The 21,697-nt window shown below is 67.6% G+C and carries 17 protein-coding genes and 2 tRNA genes; 11 read left to right on the top strand and 8 right to left on the bottom strand.

What is annotated here, in order from left to right; genetic code table 11:
• Positions 1-71: 71 nt before the first annotated feature.
• Positions 72-1,127 (top strand): Bug family tripartite tricarboxylate transporter substrate binding protein, encoded by a 1,056-nt coding sequence (locus ACF8ME_RS09435; RefSeq protein WP_392416158.1) that lies wholly within the window; start codon positions 72-74, stop codon positions 1,125-1,127.
• Between the two features lie 87 nt (positions 1,128-1,214).
• Here ACF8ME_RS09435 and ACF8ME_RS09430 read toward each other — a convergent pair whose 3' ends face one another.
• Positions 1,215-3,776 (bottom strand): Orn/Lys/Arg decarboxylase N-terminal domain-containing protein, encoded by a 2,562-nt coding sequence (locus ACF8ME_RS09430; RefSeq protein ID WP_392416156.1) that lies wholly within the window; start codon positions 3,774-3,776, stop codon positions 1,215-1,217.
• A 151-nt stretch (positions 3,777-3,927) separates the two neighbouring features.
• Here ACF8ME_RS09430 and ACF8ME_RS09425 point away from each other — a divergent pair, with 151 nt between their 5' ends.
• Together ACF8ME_RS09425 and ACF8ME_RS09420 are read left to right on the top strand one after the other, a co-directional pair.
• Complete coding sequence (locus ACF8ME_RS09425; protein WP_016448906.1) at positions 3,928-4,353, top strand: NfeD family protein; 426 nt, start codon at positions 3,928-3,930, stop codon at positions 4,351-4,353.
• Between the two features lie 127 nt (positions 4,354-4,480).
• Positions 4,481-5,398 carry an SPFH domain-containing protein gene (locus tag ACF8ME_RS09420; protein ID WP_016448907.1) on the top strand — a complete coding sequence of 306 codons (918 nt, stop codon included), beginning with the start codon at positions 4,481-4,483 and terminating at the stop codon, positions 5,396-5,398.
• Positions 5,399-5,466: 68 nt separating this feature from the next.
• Here ACF8ME_RS09420 and ACF8ME_RS09415 read toward each other — a convergent pair whose 3' ends face one another.
• Positions 5,467-5,874: a tautomerase family protein gene (locus ACF8ME_RS09415; protein WP_392416155.1), complete on the bottom strand. Its 408-nt coding sequence runs from the start codon at positions 5,872-5,874 to the stop codon at positions 5,467-5,469.
• Between the two features lie 185 nt (positions 5,875-6,059).
• Here ACF8ME_RS09415 and ACF8ME_RS09410 point away from each other — a divergent pair, with 185 nt between their 5' ends.
• The 3 genes from ACF8ME_RS09410 (at position 6,060) to ACF8ME_RS09400 (ending at position 7,433) form a co-directional block, all read left to right on the top strand.
• Positions 6,060-7,019 carry a LysR substrate-binding domain-containing protein gene (locus ACF8ME_RS09410; RefSeq protein ID WP_017403991.1) on the top strand — a complete coding sequence of 320 codons (960 nt, stop codon included), beginning with the start codon at positions 6,060-6,062 and terminating at the stop codon, positions 7,017-7,019.
• A 13-nt stretch (positions 7,020-7,032) separates the two neighbouring features.
• Positions 7,033-7,122, top strand: a tRNA-Ser gene (locus tag ACF8ME_RS09405).
• A 188-nt stretch (positions 7,123-7,310) separates the two neighbouring features.
• Positions 7,311-7,433: a hypothetical protein gene (locus tag ACF8ME_RS09400; protein ID WP_016448910.1), complete on the top strand. Its 123-nt coding sequence runs from the start codon at positions 7,311-7,313 to the stop codon at positions 7,431-7,433.
• A 33-nt stretch (positions 7,434-7,466) separates the two neighbouring features.
• Here the strand turns inward: ACF8ME_RS09400 and ACF8ME_RS09395 are convergent, their stop codons facing one another.
• Together ACF8ME_RS09395 and ACF8ME_RS09390 are read right to left on the bottom strand one after the other, a co-directional pair.
• Complete coding sequence (locus tag ACF8ME_RS09395; protein ID WP_392416153.1) at positions 7,467-9,404, bottom strand: PAS domain S-box protein; 1,938 nt, start codon at positions 9,402-9,404, stop codon at positions 7,467-7,469.
• A gap of 85 nt (positions 9,405-9,489) precedes the next feature.
• Positions 9,490-9,783, bottom strand: a complete 294-nt coding sequence (locus ACF8ME_RS09390) for a DUF2789 domain-containing protein (protein ID WP_392416152.1) — start codon at positions 9,781-9,783, stop codon at positions 9,490-9,492.
• A gap of 202 nt (positions 9,784-9,985) precedes the next feature.
• Between ACF8ME_RS09390 and ACF8ME_RS09385 the strand changes: the two genes are divergently transcribed.
• Positions 9,986-10,249, top strand: coding sequence for a hypothetical protein (locus tag ACF8ME_RS09385; RefSeq protein ID WP_016452405.1), 264 nt, complete (start codon positions 9,986-9,988; stop codon positions 10,247-10,249).
• Between the two features lie 179 nt (positions 10,250-10,428).
• Here ACF8ME_RS09385 and ACF8ME_RS09380 read toward each other — a convergent pair whose 3' ends face one another.
• On the bottom strand, positions 10,429-11,385 hold the full coding sequence (locus ACF8ME_RS09380; protein ID WP_016448914.1) for a LysR family transcriptional regulator: 957 nt from the start codon (positions 11,383-11,385) through the stop codon (positions 10,429-10,431).
• 106 nt (positions 11,386-11,491) lie between these two features.
• Between ACF8ME_RS09380 and ACF8ME_RS09375 the strand changes: the two genes are divergently transcribed.
• Positions 11,492-12,709, top strand: a complete 1,218-nt coding sequence (locus ACF8ME_RS09375; protein WP_074924265.1) for an MFS transporter — start codon at positions 11,492-11,494, stop codon at positions 12,707-12,709.
• A 47-nt stretch (positions 12,710-12,756) separates the two neighbouring features.
• Here the strand turns inward: ACF8ME_RS09375 and ACF8ME_RS09370 are convergent, their stop codons facing one another.
• The 3 genes from ACF8ME_RS09370 to ACF8ME_RS09360 form a co-directional block, all read right to left on the bottom strand.
• Complete coding sequence (locus tag ACF8ME_RS09370; RefSeq protein WP_392416150.1) at positions 12,757-14,583, bottom strand: SAM-dependent methyltransferase; 1,827 nt, start codon at positions 14,581-14,583, stop codon at positions 12,757-12,759.
• 64 nt (positions 14,584-14,647) lie between these two features.
• Complete coding sequence (locus ACF8ME_RS09365) at positions 14,648-15,748, bottom strand: peptidoglycan-binding protein (RefSeq protein WP_197943042.1); 1,101 nt, start codon at positions 15,746-15,748, stop codon at positions 14,648-14,650.
• A 45-nt stretch (positions 15,749-15,793) separates the two neighbouring features.
• Positions 15,794-16,840 carry a hypothetical protein gene (locus ACF8ME_RS09360; protein ID WP_392416148.1) on the bottom strand — a complete coding sequence of 349 codons (1,047 nt, stop codon included), beginning with the start codon at positions 16,838-16,840 and terminating at the stop codon, positions 15,794-15,796.
• Positions 16,841-17,459: 619 nt separating this feature from the next.
• Between ACF8ME_RS09360 and ACF8ME_RS09355 the strand changes: the two genes are divergently transcribed.
• From ACF8ME_RS09355 to ACF8ME_RS09345, 3 genes are all read left to right on the top strand, one after another.
• Positions 17,460-17,549, top strand: a tRNA-Ser gene (locus tag ACF8ME_RS09355).
• A gap of 621 nt (positions 17,550-18,170) precedes the next feature.
• Entirely contained in the window at positions 18,171-19,355 is a 1,185-nt protein-coding gene (gene wecB, locus ACF8ME_RS09350; protein WP_392416147.1) for a non-hydrolyzing UDP-N-acetylglucosamine 2-epimerase, read from the top strand.
• Between the two features lie 99 nt (positions 19,356-19,454).
• Positions 19,455-21,686 carry a hypothetical protein gene (locus ACF8ME_RS09345; protein ID WP_392416146.1) on the top strand — a complete coding sequence of 744 codons (2,232 nt, stop codon included), beginning with the start codon at positions 19,455-19,457 and terminating at the stop codon, positions 21,684-21,686.
• Positions 21,687-21,697 lie beyond the last annotated feature (11 nt).

Below are 21,697 nucleotides of genomic sequence, written 5' to 3'. Positions count from 1 at the left end.
CCCACACCGGACGACGCTTGCCGCGCGCCCGGCGGGGAGGCCTTTTCCCAAAAATTCCCGGAGACAACACCATGCCCGCCATCCACCGCAACCCGGCCGCCCAAAACCGGACACAGACACTGACCCAGGCCCGCCCTTGTTCCGCCCCGCGCCGCCAGTTGCTGCTGTGCGCCCTGCCCGCATTGGCTGCCGCCCTGCTCCCGCTGGCGGCCCAGGCCCAGCCCGGCAACTGGCCCTCGCGCGCCGTGCGCATGGTCGTGCCCTACACGCCGGGCGGCGGCACGGACGCGGTCGCGCGCCAGATCAGCGAGCGCGTGGGCACGCTGAACCAATGGACCGTGGTGGTGGACAACAAGCCCGGCGCGGGCGGCAACATCGGGCTGGATGCGGTGGCCAAGTCCGCGCCGGATGGCTATACCTTCGGCATGGGCCAGACCGCCAACCTCGCCATCAACCCCGCCCTGCTGCCCAGCATGCCCTTCAACCCCCGCACCGACCTGATCCCCGTGGCCCTGGTCGCCGCCCAGCCCACGGTGCTGGTCGTGCCGCAGGACTCGCCATGGAAATCGGTGCAGGACCTGGTCAAGGCCGCCAAGGCCGACCCGGGAGGCATCCGTCAGGGACTGGCATCCACGGGCACGGTGGGCCACCTGGCCGGCGAGATGCTGGCCTTCAAGGCCGGCATCCAGGTGCTCAACGTGCCCTACAAGGGCGCAGCGCCGGCCGTGACCGACCTGCTGGGCAAGCAGACGCACTACATGTTCGGCACGCCCCAGGCCGTCTATCCGCTGCTCAAGGGCGGCAAGCTGCGCGCCCTGGCCGTAACCTCGGCCAGGCGCCTGCCCATCCTGCCCGAGGTGCCCACCGTGGCCGAGTCGGGCTATGCAGGCTTCGAGGCCGTGGACTGGAAGCTGATCGTCGCGCCCAAGGGCACGCCGGCCGCCATCGTGCAGAAGATGAATACCGCCGTGAACGCGGCCCTGCAGCAGCCCGCCGTGCAGCAGCAACTGCAGGCCGAGGGCAGCACGGCCCTGGGCGGCAGCATGCAGGACGCGGCCCGGTACCTGCTCAAGGAGCAGACGGACTGGGCCGCGCTGATCCGCGATGCCAGGATCCGCCTGGAGTGAGCGGCAAACAGCGGGCAAGAAAAAAGGCGCGGCGCCCCTTGCGGGGACCGCGCCTTTTTGACGGGCCGTCGTCAGCCGGCCAGCCGATCAGATCGTGCGGCCGAAGGGGCCATCATCGCCCACCTGCACCATCTTGCGGCCACGCGCCGGCTTGGCAGCCGTGCCGACTTCCGGCGCCGACCCGGCCTTGCGGGCCGCTGCGGGGCGCTTGGCCGGCGCCTTGACGGCAGCAGCCTTCACGGCCTTTTTGGCAGCGGGCTTTGCCGCAGCCTTGGCAGCCGGCTTGGCCGCTGCGGATTTTCCGGCCGCAGACTTGCCGGCAGCCGGCACCTTGCGGGCAGGAGCGGCCTGGGCCACGCAGTCGGCGTAGTAGCGCACCTCGCCGTCCGCGTCCTCCAGCTCCACCAGGCCATGGATGTCGGTCTCGAAGCCAGGGCACTCCTTGGCGAACTCACGCGCGAACAGCAGGTAATCCACGATCTTGCGGTTGAACACCTCGCCAGGGATCAGCAGCGGAATGCCGGGCGGGTACGGCGTGACCAGGCCCACGGTGATGCGGCCTTCCAGGTGGTCGATCTCCACGCGCTCGGTCTTGCGGTGCGCGATGTGGGCGTAGGCATCGCTGGGCTTCATCGCGGGCTTGAGGTCCGACAGATACATCTCGGTCGTCAGGCGGGCGATGTCGTACTTGGCGTACAGCTCGTGCACGTGCTGGCACAGGTCGCGCAGGCCCATGCGCTCGTAGCGGCGGTGCTGCTGGCAGAACTCGGGCAGGATGCGTGCCAGCGGCTGGTTGCGGTCGTAGTCGTCCTTGAACTGCTGCAGCGCCGTCAGCATGGTGTTCCAGCGGCCCTTGGTGATGCCGATGGTGAACATGATGAAGAACGAGTACAGGCCCGTCTTCTCCACCACCACGCCGTGCTCGGCCAGGTACTTGGTCACGATGGAGGCCGGGATGCCCGTGTCCGAGAAATCGCCGTCCAGGTCCAGGCCCGGCGTCACGATGGTGGACTTGATCGGGTCCAGCATGTTGAAGCCGTCGGCCAGTTCGCCAAAGCCGTGCCAGTTGTCGAACTCCTTGCCGTTCTTGGCCTTGGAGCGCTTGGGCGCCGCGTCCTGGCCGCGGATGATCCAGTCCTGGGCCGAGCCGACGCCTTCATCGGCCAGCTTCTCGGGACCCCAGACCTCGAACCACCAGTCGTCGTCGCCGAACTCGTCTTCGACCTTGCGCATGGCACGGCGGAAGTCCAGCGCCTCCAGAATCGACTCTTCCACCAGGGCCGTGCCGCCAGGCGGCTCCATCATCGCGGCGGCCACGTCGCAGCTGGCGATGATGCTGTACTGGGGGCTGGTCGAGGTGTGCATCAGGTACGCCTCGTTGAACAGGTGGTGGTCCAGCTTTTCGGTCTGGCTGTCCTGCACCAGCACATGCGATGCCTGGCTGATGCCGGCCAGCAGCTTGTGGATGGACTGCGTGGCATACACCACCGAGTGCTTGGGGCGCGCGCGCTTCTTGCCCATGGCGTGGTAGCTGCCATAGAACGGGTGGAAGGCAGCGTGCGGCAGCCAGGCCTCATCGAAGTGCAGGTTGGCCACATAGCCGTCCAGCATGCTCTTGATGGTCTCGGTGTTGTAGAGCACGCCGTCGTAGGTGGACTGCGTCAGCGTCAGCACGCGGGGCTTGACCGTCTTGGCATCCACGCCCTTGAGCAGCGGATTGGCCGCGATCTTGGCCTGGATGGACTCCACCGAGAACTCGCTTTGCGGGATCGGGCCGATGATGCCGAAGTGGTTGCGCGTGGGCTTGAGGAACACCGGAATCGCACCCGTCATGATGATGGAGTGCAGGATGGACTTGTGGCAGTTGCGGTCCACCACGACCACGTCGCCGGGCGCCACGGCGTGGTGCCAGACGATCTTGTTCGACGTGGACGTGCCGTTGGTCACGAAGTAGCAGTGATCGGCATTGAAGATGCGCGCGGCATTGCGCTCGCTCTCGCCGATGGCGCCGTTGTGGTCCAGCAATTGGCCCAGTTCCTCCACCGCGTTGCACACGTCGGCGCGCAGCATGTTCTCGCCGTAGAACTGGTGGTACATCTGGCCCACGGGGCTCTTGAGGAAGGCCACGCCGCCCGAGTGTCCGGGGCAGTGCCAGCTGTAGGAGCCGTCTTCCGCATAGTCCAGCAGCGCCTTGAAGAACGGCGGCTGCACGCCTTCCAGGTAGCTCTTGGCCTCGCGGATGATGTGCTTGGCCACGAACTCCGGCGTGTCCTCGAACATGTGGATGAAGCCGTGCAGCTCGCGCAGGATGTCGTTGGGCAGGTGGCGGCTGGTCTTGGTCTCGCCGTAGATGTAGATCGGCACATCGGCGTTCTTGCGGCGCACTTCGCCGATGAAGCTGCGCAGGCTGTGGATCACGGGATCGCTTTCGCCACCCAGCGAGAACTCCTCGTCATCGATGGACAGGATGAAGGCACTGGCCCGGCTTTGCTGCTGCGCGAACTGCGACAGGTCGCCGTAGCTGGTCACCCCCAGCACCTCGAAACCTTCTTGCTCGATGGCCTGTGCCAGGGCGCGGATGCCCAGGCCCGAGGTGTTCTCGGAACGGTAGTCCTCGTCGATGATGACGATGGGAAAGCGAAACTTCATGGGGGCAGCCTCCGTAACCTGAGCGGGCCTAAAAAACGAAACAGGCGCGAAGTGTAAGGAATATCCTTATTGCGCCTTTGAAGCGTGCGGCTTTTCACCCAGAATGTGGTGCACTAAACACAAGCAACCGTCATAAACAGGGAGTCTGGGAATGGAATATTCCACCATCTGGTGGCTCGTCGCCGGCGCATTGGTCATCGCCGAATTGCTGACCGGCAGCTTCTACCTGCTGATGCTGGCACTGGGCGCCATCGTCGGCGCGCTGTGCGCCCACATGGGCCTGGCGCCCATTGCCCAGCTCGTCATTGCCGCCGTGCTCGGCAGCGCCTTCGTACTGGCCTGCTACCTGGTGCGCCGGCGCCTGCCCAGCCGCCAGCCCGCCTCCAGCAACCGCGACGTCAACCTCGATGTCGGCGAATCCGTCATGGTCGAGCAATGGAACTCCGACGGCACGGCCCAGGTCCGCTACCGCGGAGCCCAATGGACCGTGATCAGCCGTCCGGGCAACCTGCCCTCTGCCGGCATGCACCGCGTGGCCGAGGTCGTCGGCAACCGGCTGCTGGTGGACAAACTCTGATTGCCCATCCCCACGCCCGCGCTTCACGGCGCGGGCATCTGCATCGGGCATAGTGGCAGGCACCATCCGCCAGCCGTCCCGCCGCCCTCTTGTTTCACCGAACGCCCCTCCGGGGCCTGGAGACACCATGGAAATCGCCATCGTCATTCTGGTCATCGCGGCCATCTTCATCGCACGGTCCATCAAGGTCGTGCCCCAGCAGCACGCCTGGGTCAAGGAACGCCTCGGCAAGTACGCCGGCACGCTCACGCCCGGCCTGAACTTCCTCGTGCCCTTCGTGGACCGCGTGGCCTACAAGCACAGCCTCAAGGAAATCCCGCTGGACGTGCCCAGCCAGGTCTGCATCACGCGCGACAACACCCAGCTGCAGGTGGATGGCATCCTCTACTTCCAGGTCACCGATCCCATGCGCGCCAGCTACGGCTCGTCCAACTACATCATGGCCGTCACCCAGCTGGCCCAGACCTCGCTGCGTTCCGTGATCGGCAAGCTCGAACTGGACAAGACCTTCGAGGAGCGCGACATGATCAACGCCCAGGTGGTCTCCGCCATCGACGAGGCCGCGCTCAACTGGGGCGTGAAGGTGCTGCGCTATGAAATCAAGGACCTGACGCCGCCGGCCGAAATCCTGCGCTCCATGCAGGCCCAGATCACGGCCGAGCGCGAAAAGCGCGCCCTGATCGCAGCCTCCGAAGGCCGCCGCCAGGAACAGATCAACATCGCCACGGGCGAGCGCGAAGCCTTCATCGCCCGCTCCGAAGGCGAGAAGCAGGCCGTCATCAACAAGGCCCAGGGCGAGGCCGAGTCCATCAAGGCGGTCGCAGACGCCACGGCCCAGGCCATCGAACGCGTGGCCAACGCCATCCGCCAGCCCGGTGGCGAGCAGGCCGTGCAGCTCAAGGTCGCCGAAAAGGCCGTCGAGGCCTATGGCCAGGTTGCCTCTGACGCCACCACCACGCTGATCGTGCCCAGCAACATGACCGAAGTCTCCAGCCTGATCACCTCGGCCATGAAGATGATCCAGACCGGCCAGCGCACCAGCTGAGAGCCGCCGCCACGCCATGAACAACGGGCCATCGCGGCCCGTTTTTCATGGCAGCGGCGTTGTGCGGATCAGGCGGGTGCGCCCACCTGCTGCACCAGGCCCATGGCGAAGCGCCCGTGGCCCACGGACCAGTCCGAGTAGTCGTTCTCATGCATGAAGATGAACACGTCGGCCGGCGCAACCCCCGCCCCTTCGTGCAGATTGCGCGCAATGGCCGAATACAAGGCCTTCTTCATCGCATCGCTGCGCCCGCGCCGCATGGTGATCTCGACCACCACCACCGCATCCGAACGCGCCATCCCGTTGAAACTGCGGCTGAACGCGAACTGCCCGGGAGCGTACGGATGCACCATGTTGAACAGTTCGTCCTCGGGCATGCCGATGCCCTCCACCAGGGCCCGGTGAATGCCTTGCACGACGGCATCGCGCTGGGAAGCGGAGGTGGACTGGGGCAGATAGGTGTGGACGAAGGGCATGGTGCTATGTGCTTTGGGATCGAATGGAGATGGAAAGTCCGGCCAGAATCCACGCAGGATTGCCAGCCGAAGCGGCAAATCTACCGACCGGCCCATGGCCTGAAAAGCGATGATTCGGCCGGTTCTATGTACCTGGAACTCACATAGCCTCCACCCGCCCCGTGACCCGACCCATGACCCGACCCATGACCCGCCGCCTGCCCCCGCTGGCCGCCCTGCGCGCCTTTGAAGCCGCCGCACGTCTGGGCCGCATGACGGCGGCGGCGGACGAGCTGTGCGTCTCGCCCGGCGCCGTCAGCCGCCAGGTCAGGCAGCTGGAGCAGCACCTGGGCCTGCCGCTGTTCGCGGGCACCAAGGCCCGCCCCACGCTCACCGCGGCAGCGCGCACCCTGCAGCCGGCGCTGACCCAGGCCTTCGAGCAGATCCATGAGGCGGTGCGCAGCCTGGGCGACGCCCACGAAGGCCCTCTGGACGTGGCCTGCTTCAGCACCTTCACCGTCAAATGGCTGATCCCCCGGCTGTTCGACTTTCACGCGCACCACCCCGGCATCGAGGTGCGCCTGCGCACCACCGACACCGGCACCGACGCTGCACGCGAAGGCTGCGACCTGCTCATCACGGCCATCACGCACGACAGCGGCGAGGCCCTTGCAGACAACGAGACGTCCCTGCCTCTTTTCGCCGAATACCTGGGCCCGGTGATGTCCCCGGCCATGGCAGGACGCCTCCAGCAGCCTGAAGACCTGGCCAGCCTCCCCTTGCTGCACACACGCGGCCGGCGCAACGCCTGGGACCTGTGGGCCGCCTCCATGGACATGGCCCCGCCCGCAGCGGCCGGCCCCGTCTACGAGCACTACTACTTCACGCTGGAAGCGGCGCTGCGCGGCCTGGGCGCGGCCGTCGCCCCCTGGCACCTGGTGATGGACGACGTGCAGGCCGGTCGCCTGCTGGCGCCCTTCGGCTTCACGGCCTCCGGCTACCGCTACCTGGCGCTGCGCCGCAGCACTGCGGTGCAGACCCGGCTCGACATCTTCTGCAACTGGCTGCAGGCGCAGGCACGGGCCATGCCCGAAGCGCCAGCCGTCCAGGGCATATCGATCACGCATGCAGGAAACTTCGCGGCCACCCCAAAAAATCGATGCTAGAATCGCGGTCTTCGGAGAGGTGGATGAGCGGTTTAAGTCGCACGCCTGGAAAGCGTGTGTGGGCTAATCCCCACCGCGGGTTCGAATCCCGCCCTCTCCGCCAGACATGGCGCCAAGCCAGTGAAAAAGCCCTGACGACGTTGGTCCCAGGGCTTTTTTTCGTCCGCCCGATGCCTGCACGGCCGCACGCGGCGATGATGGCCCTCGATCAAGGGGGCGATGACAGGGTGTTACAGCAGCGCCCCTCTGCGCTGATAGATTGCCCGGTTCAGTCATTGCACCCGGAACGAGATGAAACCAAAAATCAACTTTATCGAGAGGGAGCGCCTCTTTCGCCGCGAGCTGAAGCGGCGCGGCGTCAAGTTCCTGCCCATGCAGGTACTGCGCCGGCTGTTCGAGAAGGCTGGTGTATGAGGCCGGCTCAGGATCTCGCGGCTTTCCAGGGGCTCAAGCCTTCCCGAACTGATGAAGCAGCTGGCGTAGATCGTCCTGCGAATAGGGCTTGGCCAGCCGCGTCATTCCTGGTGGCAGCGCCGGTATGTCGGCAAAGCCGCTGGCCAGGATGAAGTTCAGGCCCGGGTATCGCGCGGCAATATGCCGGGCCAGCTCCACGCCGTTCATGCCGGGCATGGCGTAGTCGGAGATGACCACGTCGAAGCGCGCCTGCCGCGCAAGCAGGTCGATGGCCTCCTGCCCGGCGCTCAGGGTCGTGACGCGGTGGCCCAGGTCTTCCAGCAGGGCCGAGGCATTGGCCCTCACCAGCGGGTCGTCATCCACCAGCAGCACATCCAGGGGCCCCACGTCCTGCACGCTTTGCCCGCCCAGATGGCAGGCCGCGCTTTCGTCCTTGGAGACGGGCATCCACATCTCCACCGTGGTGCCGCTGCCCAGGGCGCTGTGCAGCACGAGCTTGCCGCCGGACTGGGCCACCAGCCCGTCCACCATGGCCAGGCCCAGGCCGGTGCCCTTGCCCACGCCCTTGGTGGTGAAGAAGGGCTCGACCACATGCGAGAGTGTCTGTTCGTCCATGCCCTCGCCGGTGTCCACCACGCGCACGCAGACATACGAGCCCGAGGCCAGGCCCGCAAGCTGGCGCGGCAGCGTGGTTTCCACGGCCGCCGTGATCTTGATGACGCCGCCGCCCGGCATGGCATCGCGCGCATTGGCAACCAGGCTGAGGATGCTGCTCTCGAACTGGGTGGGGTCGGTGGCGATGCGCGGCAGGTCTGAGGCCAGGGCCATCTTCAGAAAGATATGCGGGCCAGCCGTCTGCTGCAGCAGGCCTTGCATCCCGGTCAGCAGCACAGCGACGTCCACGGCCTGCGTCTTCAATTCCTGCTGCCGCGCAAAGGCCATCATGCGCTGGGTCAGCGAGGCACCGCGCTGTGCGCCGCGCGTGGCTATCTCCACCAGCGAACGCAGGCGATCGTCGGGCGGCATGCGCTTGCGCAGCAGTTCCAGGCTGCTGAGCACGGCCATCAGCAGATTGTTGAAATCATGGGCCACCCCGCCCGTGAAGCGGCCGATGGCCTCCATCTTCAAGGCCTGGCGCAGCTGGGCCTCGGCAGCCTTGCGCTCCGTCACATCACGCGTGACCTTGGCAAAACCGATCAGTTGGCCCTCGTCGTAGATGGCATCGATCACGACCGATGCCCAAAAACGCGAGCCGTCCTTGCGCACGCGCAGGCCTTCGGCCTCCATGCGGCCGGTGCTGACGGCCGTGCGCAGTCCCGCCTGTGGCAGCCCCGCCTGCTGGTCCTCTGGTGTGTAAAAGCGCGAGAAATGGGTATGGAGGACCTCGTCCTCTTCATAGCCCTTGATGCGCTTGGCACCCAGGTTCCAGCTGACGATGCGGCCCTCGGGATCCAGCATGTAGATCGCACAGTCGGTCACGCTCTGCACCAGCAAGGCAAAGCTGCGCTCGGCGCTGGAAAGAGGGCTGGACCGGGAAGGCACGGCCAGAGCCTGCGATGCCCCGGACGGGGGTGCATCCGCCTCGCGCACACTCAGCAGCAGGGCCAGGCTGCCATCGCCGAGCCGTACGCGCGAGCTGCATGAGGCCACGGGCCGCTCGCGTCCCGTGCAGGTCAGCAAGGGCCAGCGGCTGGCCTGCCGTGCGGCGCCGGCGGGCTCGCACTGGCTGTTGAACCAGCCTGCGCGCCCGCTGCTGGCGACGAAGCGGTCCTCGAAAACACTGCCCTCCAGGGCATCGCCGGAATGCTCCAGCAGGCTCAACGCATGGCGGTTGCAGCGCGCCAGGCGTCCATCGAGTCCGACGACGAAGACTGCGTCCGGAAAGGCCTCCAAAGCAGCAAGGCCCGGATCAAGGGGGAGGTGTGCGTCGGAGCCTGCAGGGGCCGGCGCCAGACCAGTCGAGGTCAGCATGTGAACGACTCCGTAGGCAAATGGGTTGAACGAGCCGGAAAATTGTAAGCACCACGGGTTCATCGCAAGCGGTTGCATCACAGGATCAGGGACGAGCCTCCTGCTCGTGCCCGGCAATTGCGGGCGAAGGCGCAGCCTGGAGGTCCGGCTCGGCATGCAAGGCCTCGCTGAGCTGGTCCACCACCAGCGCCCAGGTCGCATCGGCATGCCACTGCTGCGAGAACAGGGCACGTTGCGCGTCGGTCCAGAACGGTGCATCCACCAGCAGCGTGTCCTTTTCCACCCGGTGCGAGAGGATGAACTGCTTGATGCCCTCCGGACTGGAGTCCAGCCCCAGCTGGTCGAAGAGATTGGTCATGGTGGGTTCGGCTGTGATCATGGGGGGTCCTTGTTGTGACGGGGTTGGCTCAAGGCTAGAAGCTCGGCCGGCGGCACCATGTCGGACACTGAAGCAAGCTGCCGTCGGCGGCCCTTCTGCGAGTGGGCCGCAGCGCCCGCGCCGTGCAAAGCCCTGCTCCTACACGGTTGCCTCGGCGGTCCGGCGCACCATGCAGCCATCTCATCACAGGACATTGCATTCCATGAAGAAACTGCTGCTTGCCACCGCCATTTCCTTCGCAGCTGCCGCTGCCCTGTCACCCGTCCATGCCCAGGTGGGCAAGGCTGCCTCCGAAGCCGCCGACGCTGCAGACCACAAGGTGAAGGAAAAGCAGGCCGACGCCAAGGCCAAGGACAGCGGGCCGGTCGGCAAGGCCGTGAACAACGTCAAGTCGGACTACCACAACAAGCGCTCCAAGCAGTCGGCAGAGAACGCCAAGGAATCGCTGAAGAAGGCGACCGAGTAGACGGCAACGCCCGGATAGACCAAGGCCCACTCGCGTGGGCCTTTGTCTTTTGGAGAAGCCCGGCCATGCCGGGCGCAGCCTCAGAAGCTGTGCCGCAGCGCCAACATCACGCTGCGCGGCTCACCGGGCAGGTTCAGGTCGGGGCTGGTGCCGTGGGCGGACACGATGCAGCAAGCAACTCAGGGCAGCGGCGCGCGCATTCCCGTCAGGCCCGGCATGACTTCCCGCATGGCCGCAATGAAGGCGCGCAGCCGCGCCGGCTGGTGGCGCGCGGGTGGGTAGACCAGATGCACGGGCAGCGGCGCCGCCTGCCAGTCGGGCGCCAGATGCACCAGGCGGCCGGCCTCCAGATCCTCGCGCACGATCCAGGCCGAGGCCAGGGCCGCGCCCAGTCCGCCCAGGGCGGCGTTGCGCAGCGCATAAAGGCTGTCGGTGCTGAGCCGGGGCTCGAACTGCAGGCGCCAGGATTTGCAGACCCGCTCATCGCCCACGCGGTGCAGCTCCAGCTCGCGCTGGTAGAAGGTGCGCAGCGCAATCCAGGGCAGGCCCTGCAGTTCGCGCGGGTGCTGGGGCACGCTGCCCTGCCCCAGCAAGGCAGGCGCGGCCACGGCAATGCGCGGCACCTCGGCCACGCGCAGCGCAATCACCGAAGGGTCGACCACGGTGCCGACCTGCACGGCGCAGTCGATGCCTTCGGCAATGAAGTCCGGCTGGCGGTCATGCAGCAGCCATTCGACCTTGACGGCCGGATGGCGGTCCAGAAACGCCAGCAGCGGCGCCATGAGCTGGTCCTGGCCAAAGGCGTGGGGCGCGACCACGCGCAGCAGGCCGCGCGGCGTGTCCTGGGCGCCGCGCAGGTCGGACTCCAGCGCGTGCCATGCCTCCAGCAGCTCACGCGCGTGCTCCAGGCAGCGCTGGCCGTCGTCGGTCAGCGCCATGGCGTGGGTGGAGCGCCGCAGCAGGCGCAGGCCCAGCGCGCGCTCCAGCGTCTGCAGGCGCCGGCTGACCGTGGGCTGGGTGGTGGACATCTGCTGCGCAGCGGCCGAAAGACTGCCGCTTTCGACGATGCGCACAAAGGTCTGCAGCAGCTCGATGCGGTCAGCGCCAGAAGGCAGGGGAAGGTCGGCAAGGGTCATACGCCAAGCGTATATCGATTCTGCAGGCGCAGCCACTACCGTGGTGTGCTGCGCCGCACCACACTACGGCCATCGCTTTTCAACTGCGCCTGACAGGCGCCTCAACATGTCTTCTATTCAATCTACGCATATGCAAACCGCTGCGGGCGCGCAGGCTGCCGGCGTGCCGGCATCGCTGGTGCTGCTGATGGCGACCACGGCGGGCGTGGGCGTGGCCTCGCTCTACTACAGCCAGCCCATGCTGGGGGTGCTCGGCCCCGACCTGGGCGCAGGCGAACGCGCCGTGGGCTTTGTGCCCACGCTGACCCAGCTGGGCTATGCGCTGGGCATTTTGCTGCTGGCACCGCTGGGCGACCGCATGGACCGCCGGCGCATCATCCTGGCCAAGACCGCCGCGCTGATGCTGGCCCTGCTGGCCAGCGGGCTGGCTCCGGGCCTGGCGCCGCTGCTGGCTGCCAGCCTGGCCGTGGGCCTGGCCGCCACCCTGGCGCAGGACGTGGTGCCGGCCGCCGCCACGCTGGCGCCCGAGCACCAGCGCGGCAAGGTGGTGGGCACGGTGATGACGGGGCTGCTGCTGGGCATCTTGCTGTCGCGCGTGGTCAGCGGCCTGCTGGCCGAGCATGGGGGCTGGCGCAGCGTCTACCTGCTGGCCGCCGCTGCCATGGCACTGCTGGGGGTGGCCCTGTGGCGCGGGCTGCCCAGTTTCAAACCCACCACGCAACTGGGCTATGGCGCGCTGCTGGGCTCCATGGTGCAGCTGTGGCGCAGCCAGCCTGCGCTGCGCCGCGCGGCACTGGCACAGGGCCTGCTGTCGGTGGCCTTCAGCGCGTTCTGGTCCACGCTGGCCGTGATGCTGCACCAGCAGTTCCACATGGGCAGCGCCGCTGCCGGCGCCCTGGGCCTGGCGGGTGCGGCCGGTGCGCTGGCCGCCCCGCTGGCAGGCCGGCTGGCCGACCGCAGCGGCCCGCAGCGCGTGACCTGCCTGGGTGCGGGCCTGGCCCTGGCGTCGTTTGCCGTGCTGGCACTGTCGCCCTGGCTGCCAGCCGGCGCACAGCTGCCGCTGCTGGTGGCCAGCGCCATCGGTTTCGACTTCGGCATCCAGGCCACGCTGGTGGCGCACCAGACCCTGGTGTATGGCCTGGAGCCTGCCGCGCGCAGCCGGCTCAATGCGCTGCTGTTCACGGGCGTGTTCATCGGCATGGCCTCGGGCTCCGCGCTGGGCGCTCTGGCCCTGGCGCAATGGGGCTGGGGCGGCGTGGTAGCCCTGGCCTGCGCGGCATCGGCGGCAGCGCTGGGCGTGCGGCTGGCCGGCCGCCAGCACTGAAGCTGGCAGGCCGGGCCGTTGGCGGGCCTGCCAGCCTATGTCCTGGCCTATGCCCCGGCCTGCAGACGCGCCGCGCGCTGCGCCAGCCGCTGCTGCTGCGAGGCACGCAGGGCAGCGATCTGCGCCAGGATCTGCTGCTGCTTTTCCATCAGGCGCTGCGTGTGCACGCCATGCGCATCCCCCGCCAGGCCCTGGGCGATGCAGGCGAGCGCGCGCGCCGGGTCGCCGCACTGCTGCCAGGTGTAGGCCAGGTTGAGCTGGGTGCGGGCATCGCGCGGGTCTATGCGCTCGGCCTGCAGGTAGGCGTCATGCGCGGCAGCAAACTGCTCCTGGCAGAACAGGCAGTCGCCCAGCACGTTCCACAGCCAGGTGCTGAGCCAGGGGTTGAGCTCCAGCGCGCTGCGCGCCAGCTCGATGCCTGCCGCAAAGTCCCGCAGCTGCAGGCCCACGAACTCCGCCACCTCGCCCAGCAGGCGCCAGTCGCGCGGGCTGCGGGTGATGGCCTGGCGGTAGCTTTCCAACGCGGCGTCCTGCCGGCCCGACTCCAGGTTCGTGCGGGCCTCATGGGCCGGGGCCTCGAAGAACTGCTGCGCGTCGGCGCTGAAGCGGTTGAGAAAGGCGGCCGCCGTGCGCTCGCATCCCTCGCCGATCAGCAGCCGCGCATGGATGGCCCTTTGCGCATCGCCCGAAGGCGCCAGCACCTGCCAGCCCTCGCGCCCGAACAATTGCGCCAGCAGCGGGAAGTTCAGGCCGATGGCGCTGGTGCGGCCAAAGCGCTGGGAGGCGCCCGACTGGGCCGCCGCCTCGGGCGTGCAGGCGCCGTAGTCGTTGATGAGCACCAGGCCCTTGGGCGCCAGCCGCTGCTGCAGCGTCTGCAGCGCGCCGAAGGCGCCGTGGTTGACCAGCAGGCGTGTCGCGTCCTGGCTGACGGACAGGGCGGCATCCACCCAGGGCGACAGTGCCGCGTCGCCGCAGTCGAAAAATCCCGTCTCCTGCTCGAACAGGCCCACCAGGGGCAGCAGGCGCGCGCGCTCGGCCGCATCCGCGTGATCCACCAGGGCGCGGATCTCATGCGGCGACAGCGCGGTGTACTGGCGCACGAGCTGGGCATCGTCCGTCAGGCGGGTGCGTATGCGCAGCTCCTGCAACGGCCCGCCATTCTGGCGCCGCACGACGGTGGCGGGCAGCACATCCAGCACGTAGTTGCAGAACACGGCATGCAGCGGCGGCAGCGGCACCGTGCTGCCGTCGTGCAGCCGAACGGCCTCGGGGTGCATGGCGTCGCAGCAGCCTGCCACGACCTGGCCGCCAAACTCGGCAAACAGGCCGCGCTCGTGCCACTGCGCAACGGTGCGCGGCGAGCCGTCTGTCACGTAGCAGACCAGCCGCTGGTCGAAATCACGCCCTTCCTGCTGGCACAGGTGCCGGAAGGCCTGCAGGAACATGCGCGCGAACAGGCCGCAGCCCGCGCCCAGCTCCAGCACGGCAATCGTGCCCTGCGGCGCCGTGTCCGCGCAGTGATGGAACAGCAGGGCCGCCGCATCTTCGGAGAGGCGGCCGCTGTTGTTGACCACATAGGGCACCTCGTTCTCGGCAAAGGTCAACAGGCCCGCCTGCGCCCAATGCAGATGGCCCAGCTCCCACTCGATGCTTTCGGTGATGGGCCGAAAGTCCTGCAGCAACTGCGAGGCAACGCGCACGCCCGAAAGAACATCCTGCGGGGCGCGGATGGCAGGCGGCCCGCCCGGCGCTGCGTCAGCGTCCATGGCGGGAAGGGACGCTGAAAGCGACGCGGACAGGGACACAGGCAGGGGCAGCGAAAGGGACAGTGGCGCGCGCAGGGCGGCCTCGCCCGTCGAAGGGTCGATTCTCAAGATGCTCTCTCCGGAAGATGCGATGGGAGTGACGCCTGCCTGCACGGCAGGCGTCCGGCCAGGCTCAGGGCACGGGCGCCCACTTGGACCAGTTCAGGTCGGCCTGCTCGAAATCGGCCTTGAGCATGCGGCGCATGGCGTCCACCTCGTCCTGGGTGATCTGCGCTTCCTTGACCTGCTTGCCGGTGGCCGCCGTGCGGGCCTTGGCAAGATCGGCCTTGGTCACGGAGGCTGTTCCGGCCCAGATGGACTTGGCGGACCCCACGTTCACCCAATGCTTGCCCTGGGACTGCAGGTCTGCCTGGTAGGCGGATTTCCAGCCCATGTTGTTCTGCGACACGGCGTTGAGCAGCTTGGCCAGCGAGCGCTGGTTGCTCACCCCCTGCTGGGCGAATGCCTGCAGGTGAACGCGCTCGAACTTCAGCGGCAGCAGGCCCTGCTTGGCCGCCAGGCTGTCGCGCTCGTCCCACCAGCGCGATGCATCGGCGGACTTGACGGCCTCCAGCTGGTTGAGCCAGTCGGCATCGGTGACGATGCTGCCGTCGCCCTTGACCCACTGGAAGCGCTTGAAGCCGATGTCGGCCGCGCGGCCGAAGTTGTGGTTGCTCTCGCCCGGGCCGGCCTTGGTCTGGGTCTCGGCGGCCTGCTGGGCAAAGGTGCGCCGGCGCCCCGTGGGCGTGATCCACAGCGCGATCTTGTGCGTGTCATACATCTGCTGCACCAGGCTGGCCAGCTTGGCGCGGAAGGTGGGCTCGTACTCCGCATCGTTGGCAATGGCGGCCTTGCTGGTGGCCACGTCCTGGGCCTTGGCCTCCAGGTACACCGTCTTGGAGTTCTGCGCGGCGCGCATGCCCTGGTGCGAGGCCGGCAGCATGCCACTGAGCTTGGCCACCGTGGCCCCTCCGGCTGCGGCCAGGCCCAGCGCCTCCTTGGCACCCCCGGCCTGCGGCTGGCCCGGCGCAGCCTTGGCGGCGGCCAGCTTGTGGTCGTTCTGGAAACGCTCCAGCGCGGCGCGCGTCTGCGCGCCGTAGCTGCCGTCGTAGTCCACGCCCAGATACGGCGCGTTCTTGGCGTCCTTGACCACGCGCAGCATGGCCTGCAGCAGGGCCACGTCATGCACCTGGTTGCTGCCGCCCTCGCCTACGCTGTCCTTGATGTCAGGCATGTTTTTCCCCTCGTTGTGGTTGTCGATATGGCCCGCAGCAACGGCTCAGCGGGCGGGCTCGGGTTTGCGGTCGGGTTTGTTGCCGGTTTTTTTGCCGGGATCCAGGCCGGCATCCGGCAGCAGGTGCACCAATGGCACGGTGCGCGGCTGCAGGCTGGCCGAGCAGGCACGCAGCCGCAGCGATTCGGCATGTGCCTGCGCCATGTCCGCCGCCACCTGCACCAGGGCGTGATGGGGCGCGGCGCCTGCGGGGCGTGTGCGCACGACGGAATAGGCGCCCAGGCATTCGGCCTGCTGCGCGCGCGCGGCACGTGCGGCCGCCACGCTGGCATAGCGCGCCGCCACCACGGCCTGCACGGCGGCCGGTGGTGCCGAGGCCTGCTCGGCAAACGCCTGCCGGCCCTTGTTCCAGCGCAGGCTGCGGGTCTCGATCTGGTCGGGCGCATCGTCCTGCGGTGATGCATAGCGCACCAGCAGCACCGGAATCCGGCCCGTGGGCGCCAGCACCCAGCTTTGGTAGTTGCCCTGGGGCTCGTCGTACTGCCAGGCCAGGTGCGGACCCTGGGCGGTGGCGACATACAGCGCATGGCGGCGCTTGGGATGCTCAAAGCCCCCCATCTGCGTGACCAGCAGCGCACGCGAGCCGCCCTGCACGCCGGGCAGGCGCAAGCTGCGCACGGCAGCGGTGACGGTGTCTTCTTCCTCTCCAGTCGTCCACACGCGCTCGAGGTGCTGGAGCCCTGCTGCCGCAGACAGCGGATCGCCCACGCCGTACAGCGGATCGGGCTGCGCCAATTGCGCCGGCCCCCTGGACGCCGGCCAGGACAGCGCCACTGGCTGGCCCTGCTGCACGCCGGCACGCACCAGCCGCAGCTCAAAGGGACAAGGCGCCGCCGTGCAGGCAGGCAGCGACAACTCATAGGCAGGCGCCCCCTTGGCCGTGCCGGACGGCAGGCTTTCCAGCACCTGCCGCTGCGGCCCGGCAGCGAACGCCGCCCCGGCACCCAGCACCGCCGCAAGGCTCAAGGCCAGTGCCCGCCATGGCAGCGCCCCGCCACAGTAAAAATCGGAGCGCATTGAATGGTGAGCCATGGTGATAGCGGGTTTCTATGATTGGCCTGGGCTGTCGATACGCCGCAATACAGGAGGAATCTGCCGCAATGGGCTTGAAACAGGCATTTCAAGGCCCGGCGCCGCAGGCATTGTCTACAAGCTGGCATGCGGCGTCTGTTGCAAAATGCATCCGGCGCTTGAGAATTGCATTCAACATTTGCAATTCATCCAGGATGCATTCTGGAACCTTTCAAAACAGATAAATTTCATTTTCATAAAAATCAATAACATCAATGACTTACATGAAATTTATCCCAATCTCACAGCACAAATAAAATACCTTCTTGTATACATGACAGGTCCCGACATCTGCCTCCATCGAATGCACGGGCTGAGGAAAACCTGAATCAATGCGGATACGCCATGGGTTGCCAACCGCAAATAATGCGCACCGGGGAATCCTTGGATGGACCCGCATCACAAGTTCGCCGGATTTCACGATACTGCAACCATTCACCATCCCAAATGGCTTGCGGCTGAACAACCGGGGCGGCCTTGCCGGTTGTACCTGCAAGGTGCACCGGGGCGCACCTGCATCGCTGCCGGTTCCAGCTTCTTACCTTGACCACCCGAAATCACTGCTACAATCGCTGGCTTCGGAGAGGTGGATGAGCGGTTTAAGTCGCACGCCTGGAAAGCGTGTGTGGGCTAATCCCCACCGCGGGTTCGAATCCCGCCCTCTCCGCCATACACCCAGCAAAACGGGCCCCTACACGGGGCCCGTTTTCGTTTCCTGGCCGGCTTGTGGCAAGGTTCATGCCCAGGTTTGCGCCTGCCGCGCGCGCCCCTGCCCCGGCCCCACGCACCGGCCGCACATCAGGGAAAGCGACAGCACGGACACCCCCTCCAAGCCTTGCGCAGACGCGCCCCAGGGCTTGCAATAGGCAGCAGCTGGCAGCAATAGGCAAGCGTCTGACAAGCACATCCTTGTTTCGGTGATGTACTAGCTGCAACAAAGCCCCCAGGCGCGCAGCTTTGTGCAACAGCACCCCTGGCGCGAACGTGCATCCAGCCCCATGGCGCGCATGGCTTGCGGCGCTTGAGATTCGACGGAGGTTCCCCAATGGAAAGCAAGGTCATCAAGCTCCCTCAAGTCCTCTTAACTTCCGTCAATTTCTCTCAATTGACGATAGTTTTCAATCGAATCGGAGCAATCGATCGAAAAATCCAAAAACCCGCCGTATATTCCACACCGCTTTGCAGCCTGCCCGACCCGTCTTCGGGCTGAGACGGGTCCTGCCCCTGCCGGGTACAGCGCAGCACAAGAACGCACAAGCGAAGAGCACAGGAAAACGCAAAAGGGGTTGGCATGAAGATTCTTTCGTTTTTCGGGACCCGTCCCGAGGCCATCAAGATGGCGCCACTGGTCACGGCCCTGTCGCAGACGCTGGGCATCGAGAGCGTGGTGTGCGTCACCGGCCAGCACCGGCAGATGCTGGACCAGGTGATGGATCTTTTTGGCCTGCAGGCGCAGCACGATCTCGCCGTCATGCAACCCAACCAGACGCTCAACGGCCTGTTCTCCCGCGTGGTGGCTGGTGCCGATGGCGTGCTGGAGCAGGAAAAGCCCGACTACGTGCTGGTGCACGGCGACACCAGCACGGCCACGGCCTGCGCGCTGGCGGCGTTTCACCGCCGCATTCCGGTGGGCCACGTGGAAGCCGGCCTGCGCACCGGCGACCTGGCTCAGCCCTTTCCCGAAGAGATGAACCGCCGCGTGGTCGATGTGGTCAGCCAGTGGATGTTTGCGCCCACGCCCACGTCGCGCGCCAACCTGTTGGGCGAGAACCTGCAGGGCCGCATCGCCGTGACGGGCAACACCGTCATCGATGCGCTGGCCACGCTGTGCGACCGGCTCGATGCCCAGCCCGAGCTGGCCCGTGCCATTGCCCAGCGCCATCCCTGGGTGGATGCGCAGCGCCCGCTGCTGCTGGTCACGGGGCACCGGCGCGAGAATTTCGGCGAAGGCTTCCAGAACATCTGCGCCGCGCTGGCCGAGCTGGCGCGGCGCCATCCGGACCTGCTCATCGTCTACCCGGTGCACTTCAATCCTGCCGTGCGCGAGGTGGTCATGCGTACGCTGGGCGGCATGGACAACATCCGCCTCATCGATCCGCTGGACTATGTGGACTTCGTCTGGTTCATGCAGCGGGCCCGCATCATCCTGACCGATTCCGGCGGCGTGCAGGAGGAAGCACCCTACCTGGGCAAGCCCGTGCTGGTGATGCGCGATGTGACCGAGCGGCCCGAGGCCGTATCGGCCGGCACCGTGCTGCTGGTGGGCACGCAGCGCGCGCGCATCGTGGCCGAGGTGAACCGCCTTCTGACCGATGAAGGCCACCGCGCCTCGTTCGCGCGCCGCATCAATCCCTATGGCGACGGACGGGCCTCGCAGCGCATCGTACGGGCCTTGCTGGGACAGCCCTTCGAGGAGTTTGCCGCCGGACCGGCAGGCATCCTCGCCACCATGGGCAAGGGCCTGGCGCCGGCCTGAAGGCCGCCAGTCCCAACGCAACGGCAGCCGCCCTGCAGCAACTGAACGTGTCACGAATCGCGTCACGAACCGAGCACCGAAGTGAAAAAGAGGCCCCCCATGCAACCGACCATCCACCGCCATTCGTTTTCCCGCACCGGGGCCCGCTGGGCGCTGGGTTCGCTGCTGGGCCTGGGCGCCCTGTTCGCCCAGACGGCATCCGCCTCGGCGCTGGGTGACGCCATACGGCAGCTGGGCGCCAGCGACGGGCTGCAGCGCAGCGTCACGCTCAAGGAGCTGGGCATTGTCGACCCGGTCGTGCTGGCCGGCACGGCCACCCAGGACTTCTACCTGCCCGTGCCGCGCGGCCTGCCTCTGGGCGATGCCAGCATCGCCTTCGATGGCCGCTACCTGAAGGGAGAGCCGGGGACCTCGACCGTGGTGATCTCGCTCAACGGTACGCCGGCCGTATCCCAGACCGTGCCGGACGGCGAAGGCACGCTGCAGCGCAACCTGCCCGTGGCCCAGCCTGCGCGCGCCAGCGACTTCGTGCGCCTGGGCGTGAACTGGCGCAACCGCAACAACAGCCAGCAGCGCTGCGACGAAAACCACTCCCTCGCCAACTCGCTGACCATCTCGCCGCAGACACGCCTGAGCTACCGCGTGGACCCGCGCGATGTGCGCACCATCGAGGATGTCTGGAACACCCTGCCCGTGCGCACCACCGTGCTGGTGTCGGGCAGGCAGCTGGAGCAGGCCTCGTTCGACAGCGCCTGGCGCATCGGCGCCAGCCTGCAGCGCAACAACAGGCGCATGCAGGTACGGGCCCTTCCTGCCGTGGGCGAGGTGATCGACCTGCGCGGCCTGGAGGTTCCCGCCGCCCTGGCCGGCGTGCCAGCCTTTGCCGCACTGCGCGGCGCCGAGCCCCAGCACAAGCTGGCCAGTGACGCCGAACTGGGCGCGCTGCTCATGCTGGGGGCCGCCCAGGTCAGCGGAGACATCGTGGTGGCCGACAAGGCACTGCAGCAGCGCCTGACCGCCGCCTTCGCGGCCCTGCAGGCCCAGCTGGCGTCCGACCCCGATGCGGGCCAGGCGCTGCAGCAATGGCGCGCCCGCCGCGCGCCGCTGGCCAGCGAGGCGCTGGCCTCGCAGCAACTGCGTGCCTTGCCCATGGGCCGCCAGATGGTGCTGGCCGTGGCCTCCGATGCGGGTGCGCGCGTGGCCGGCCTGCAGGAGGCCGCCCTGCAGCGCCTGCTGGTCAGCGACAACGTGACGGTGGCTGCGGCCCAGCCCCCGCAATGGGACGAGGCCAAGGGCATACGCCTGTCCAGCCTGGGCGGCAGCCCCGACAGCTTCGACGTGCTGTCGCGCGGCGAGTGGACGATGAACTTCCCGCTGAGCGCCGTCGCCTCGCAGGGCCGGATGCCGGGCGAGATCACGCTGTATGTGGCCGCAGCCCCCGGCGCCTCGGCCACGCGCCCCGTGGCCACGCTGTTCTGGAACGGCATGCTGCTGTCGGCCCGCCAGCTGGACGCCAACGGTCAGCCCGAGCGCCTGCGCGCCCGCGTGCCCGGCTACGCGCTGGGCATCAACAACACCTTGCGCGTGTCGGTGCAGCGCCAGCCCTACTCGGCCGACTGCAACGAGATTCCCCAGCCCTATCCCGCCAGCGTGCTGCCGGCCATCAGCTATGTGACGCCCGGCAAGGCCGAGCCCAACGGCAGCTTCATCGGCCTGCTGCCCCTGCTGGGCGCCAGGTCGCAGCTGCTGGTGCCTGCCAGCTACCTGTCGGCCGCGCCGGCCGCGCTGGAGCGCATGGCCAACCTGGCAGCCGCCAGCGGCCTGTCGGCCTCGCAGGCCGAGCTGGTCGTGGCCCAGGCCGATGCGCCCGCCAAGCCTTCCATGCCCTTCGTGGCCATGGAGGTGCCGGTGGACGGTGCCAAGCCCCTGGTGACGGTCACGGACGGTCAGCAGCTGCGCATTCGCGGCAAGTCGCTGGACTGGCTGGACATCAAGGGGCTGAAACAGCTGTCCTCGGCCGAAGTCGTCACTGCCGGCGGCCAGCAGGGCGTGCTGTGGCGTGCCATCGGCGAGTGGACTGGTGGCCTGGGCGAGCCCTTCCTGCTCAATCGCGGCAACATCGCCGTGATCGGCGGTGACGGCCCGCTGGCCTGGCTCGACAGCAGCAACCCCGATGCCGGCATTCCGTCCGGTCCGCGCGAAGGCGCCTTCCACGAATGGCGCAACTTCCTGTCCTGGAGCGTGCCCGGCATCGCCATTGCGCTGGTCGTGGTGGTGCTGCTGGTGCTGCTGGCCTGGGCGGTGGCGCGCAGCAAGCAGCCCAGGCACTGAGCCGGGTCCGA

Origin of the sequence: Delftia sp. WSY_7 (genome assembly GCF_043104845.1) — a bacterium.
Taxonomy (GTDB): domain Bacteria; phylum Pseudomonadota; class Gammaproteobacteria; order Burkholderiales; family Burkholderiaceae_C; genus Comamonas; species Comamonas tsuruhatensis.
The sequence above is the reverse complement of the archived record's forward strand: the minus strand, read 5'-3'. Positions and strand labels throughout refer to the sequence as shown.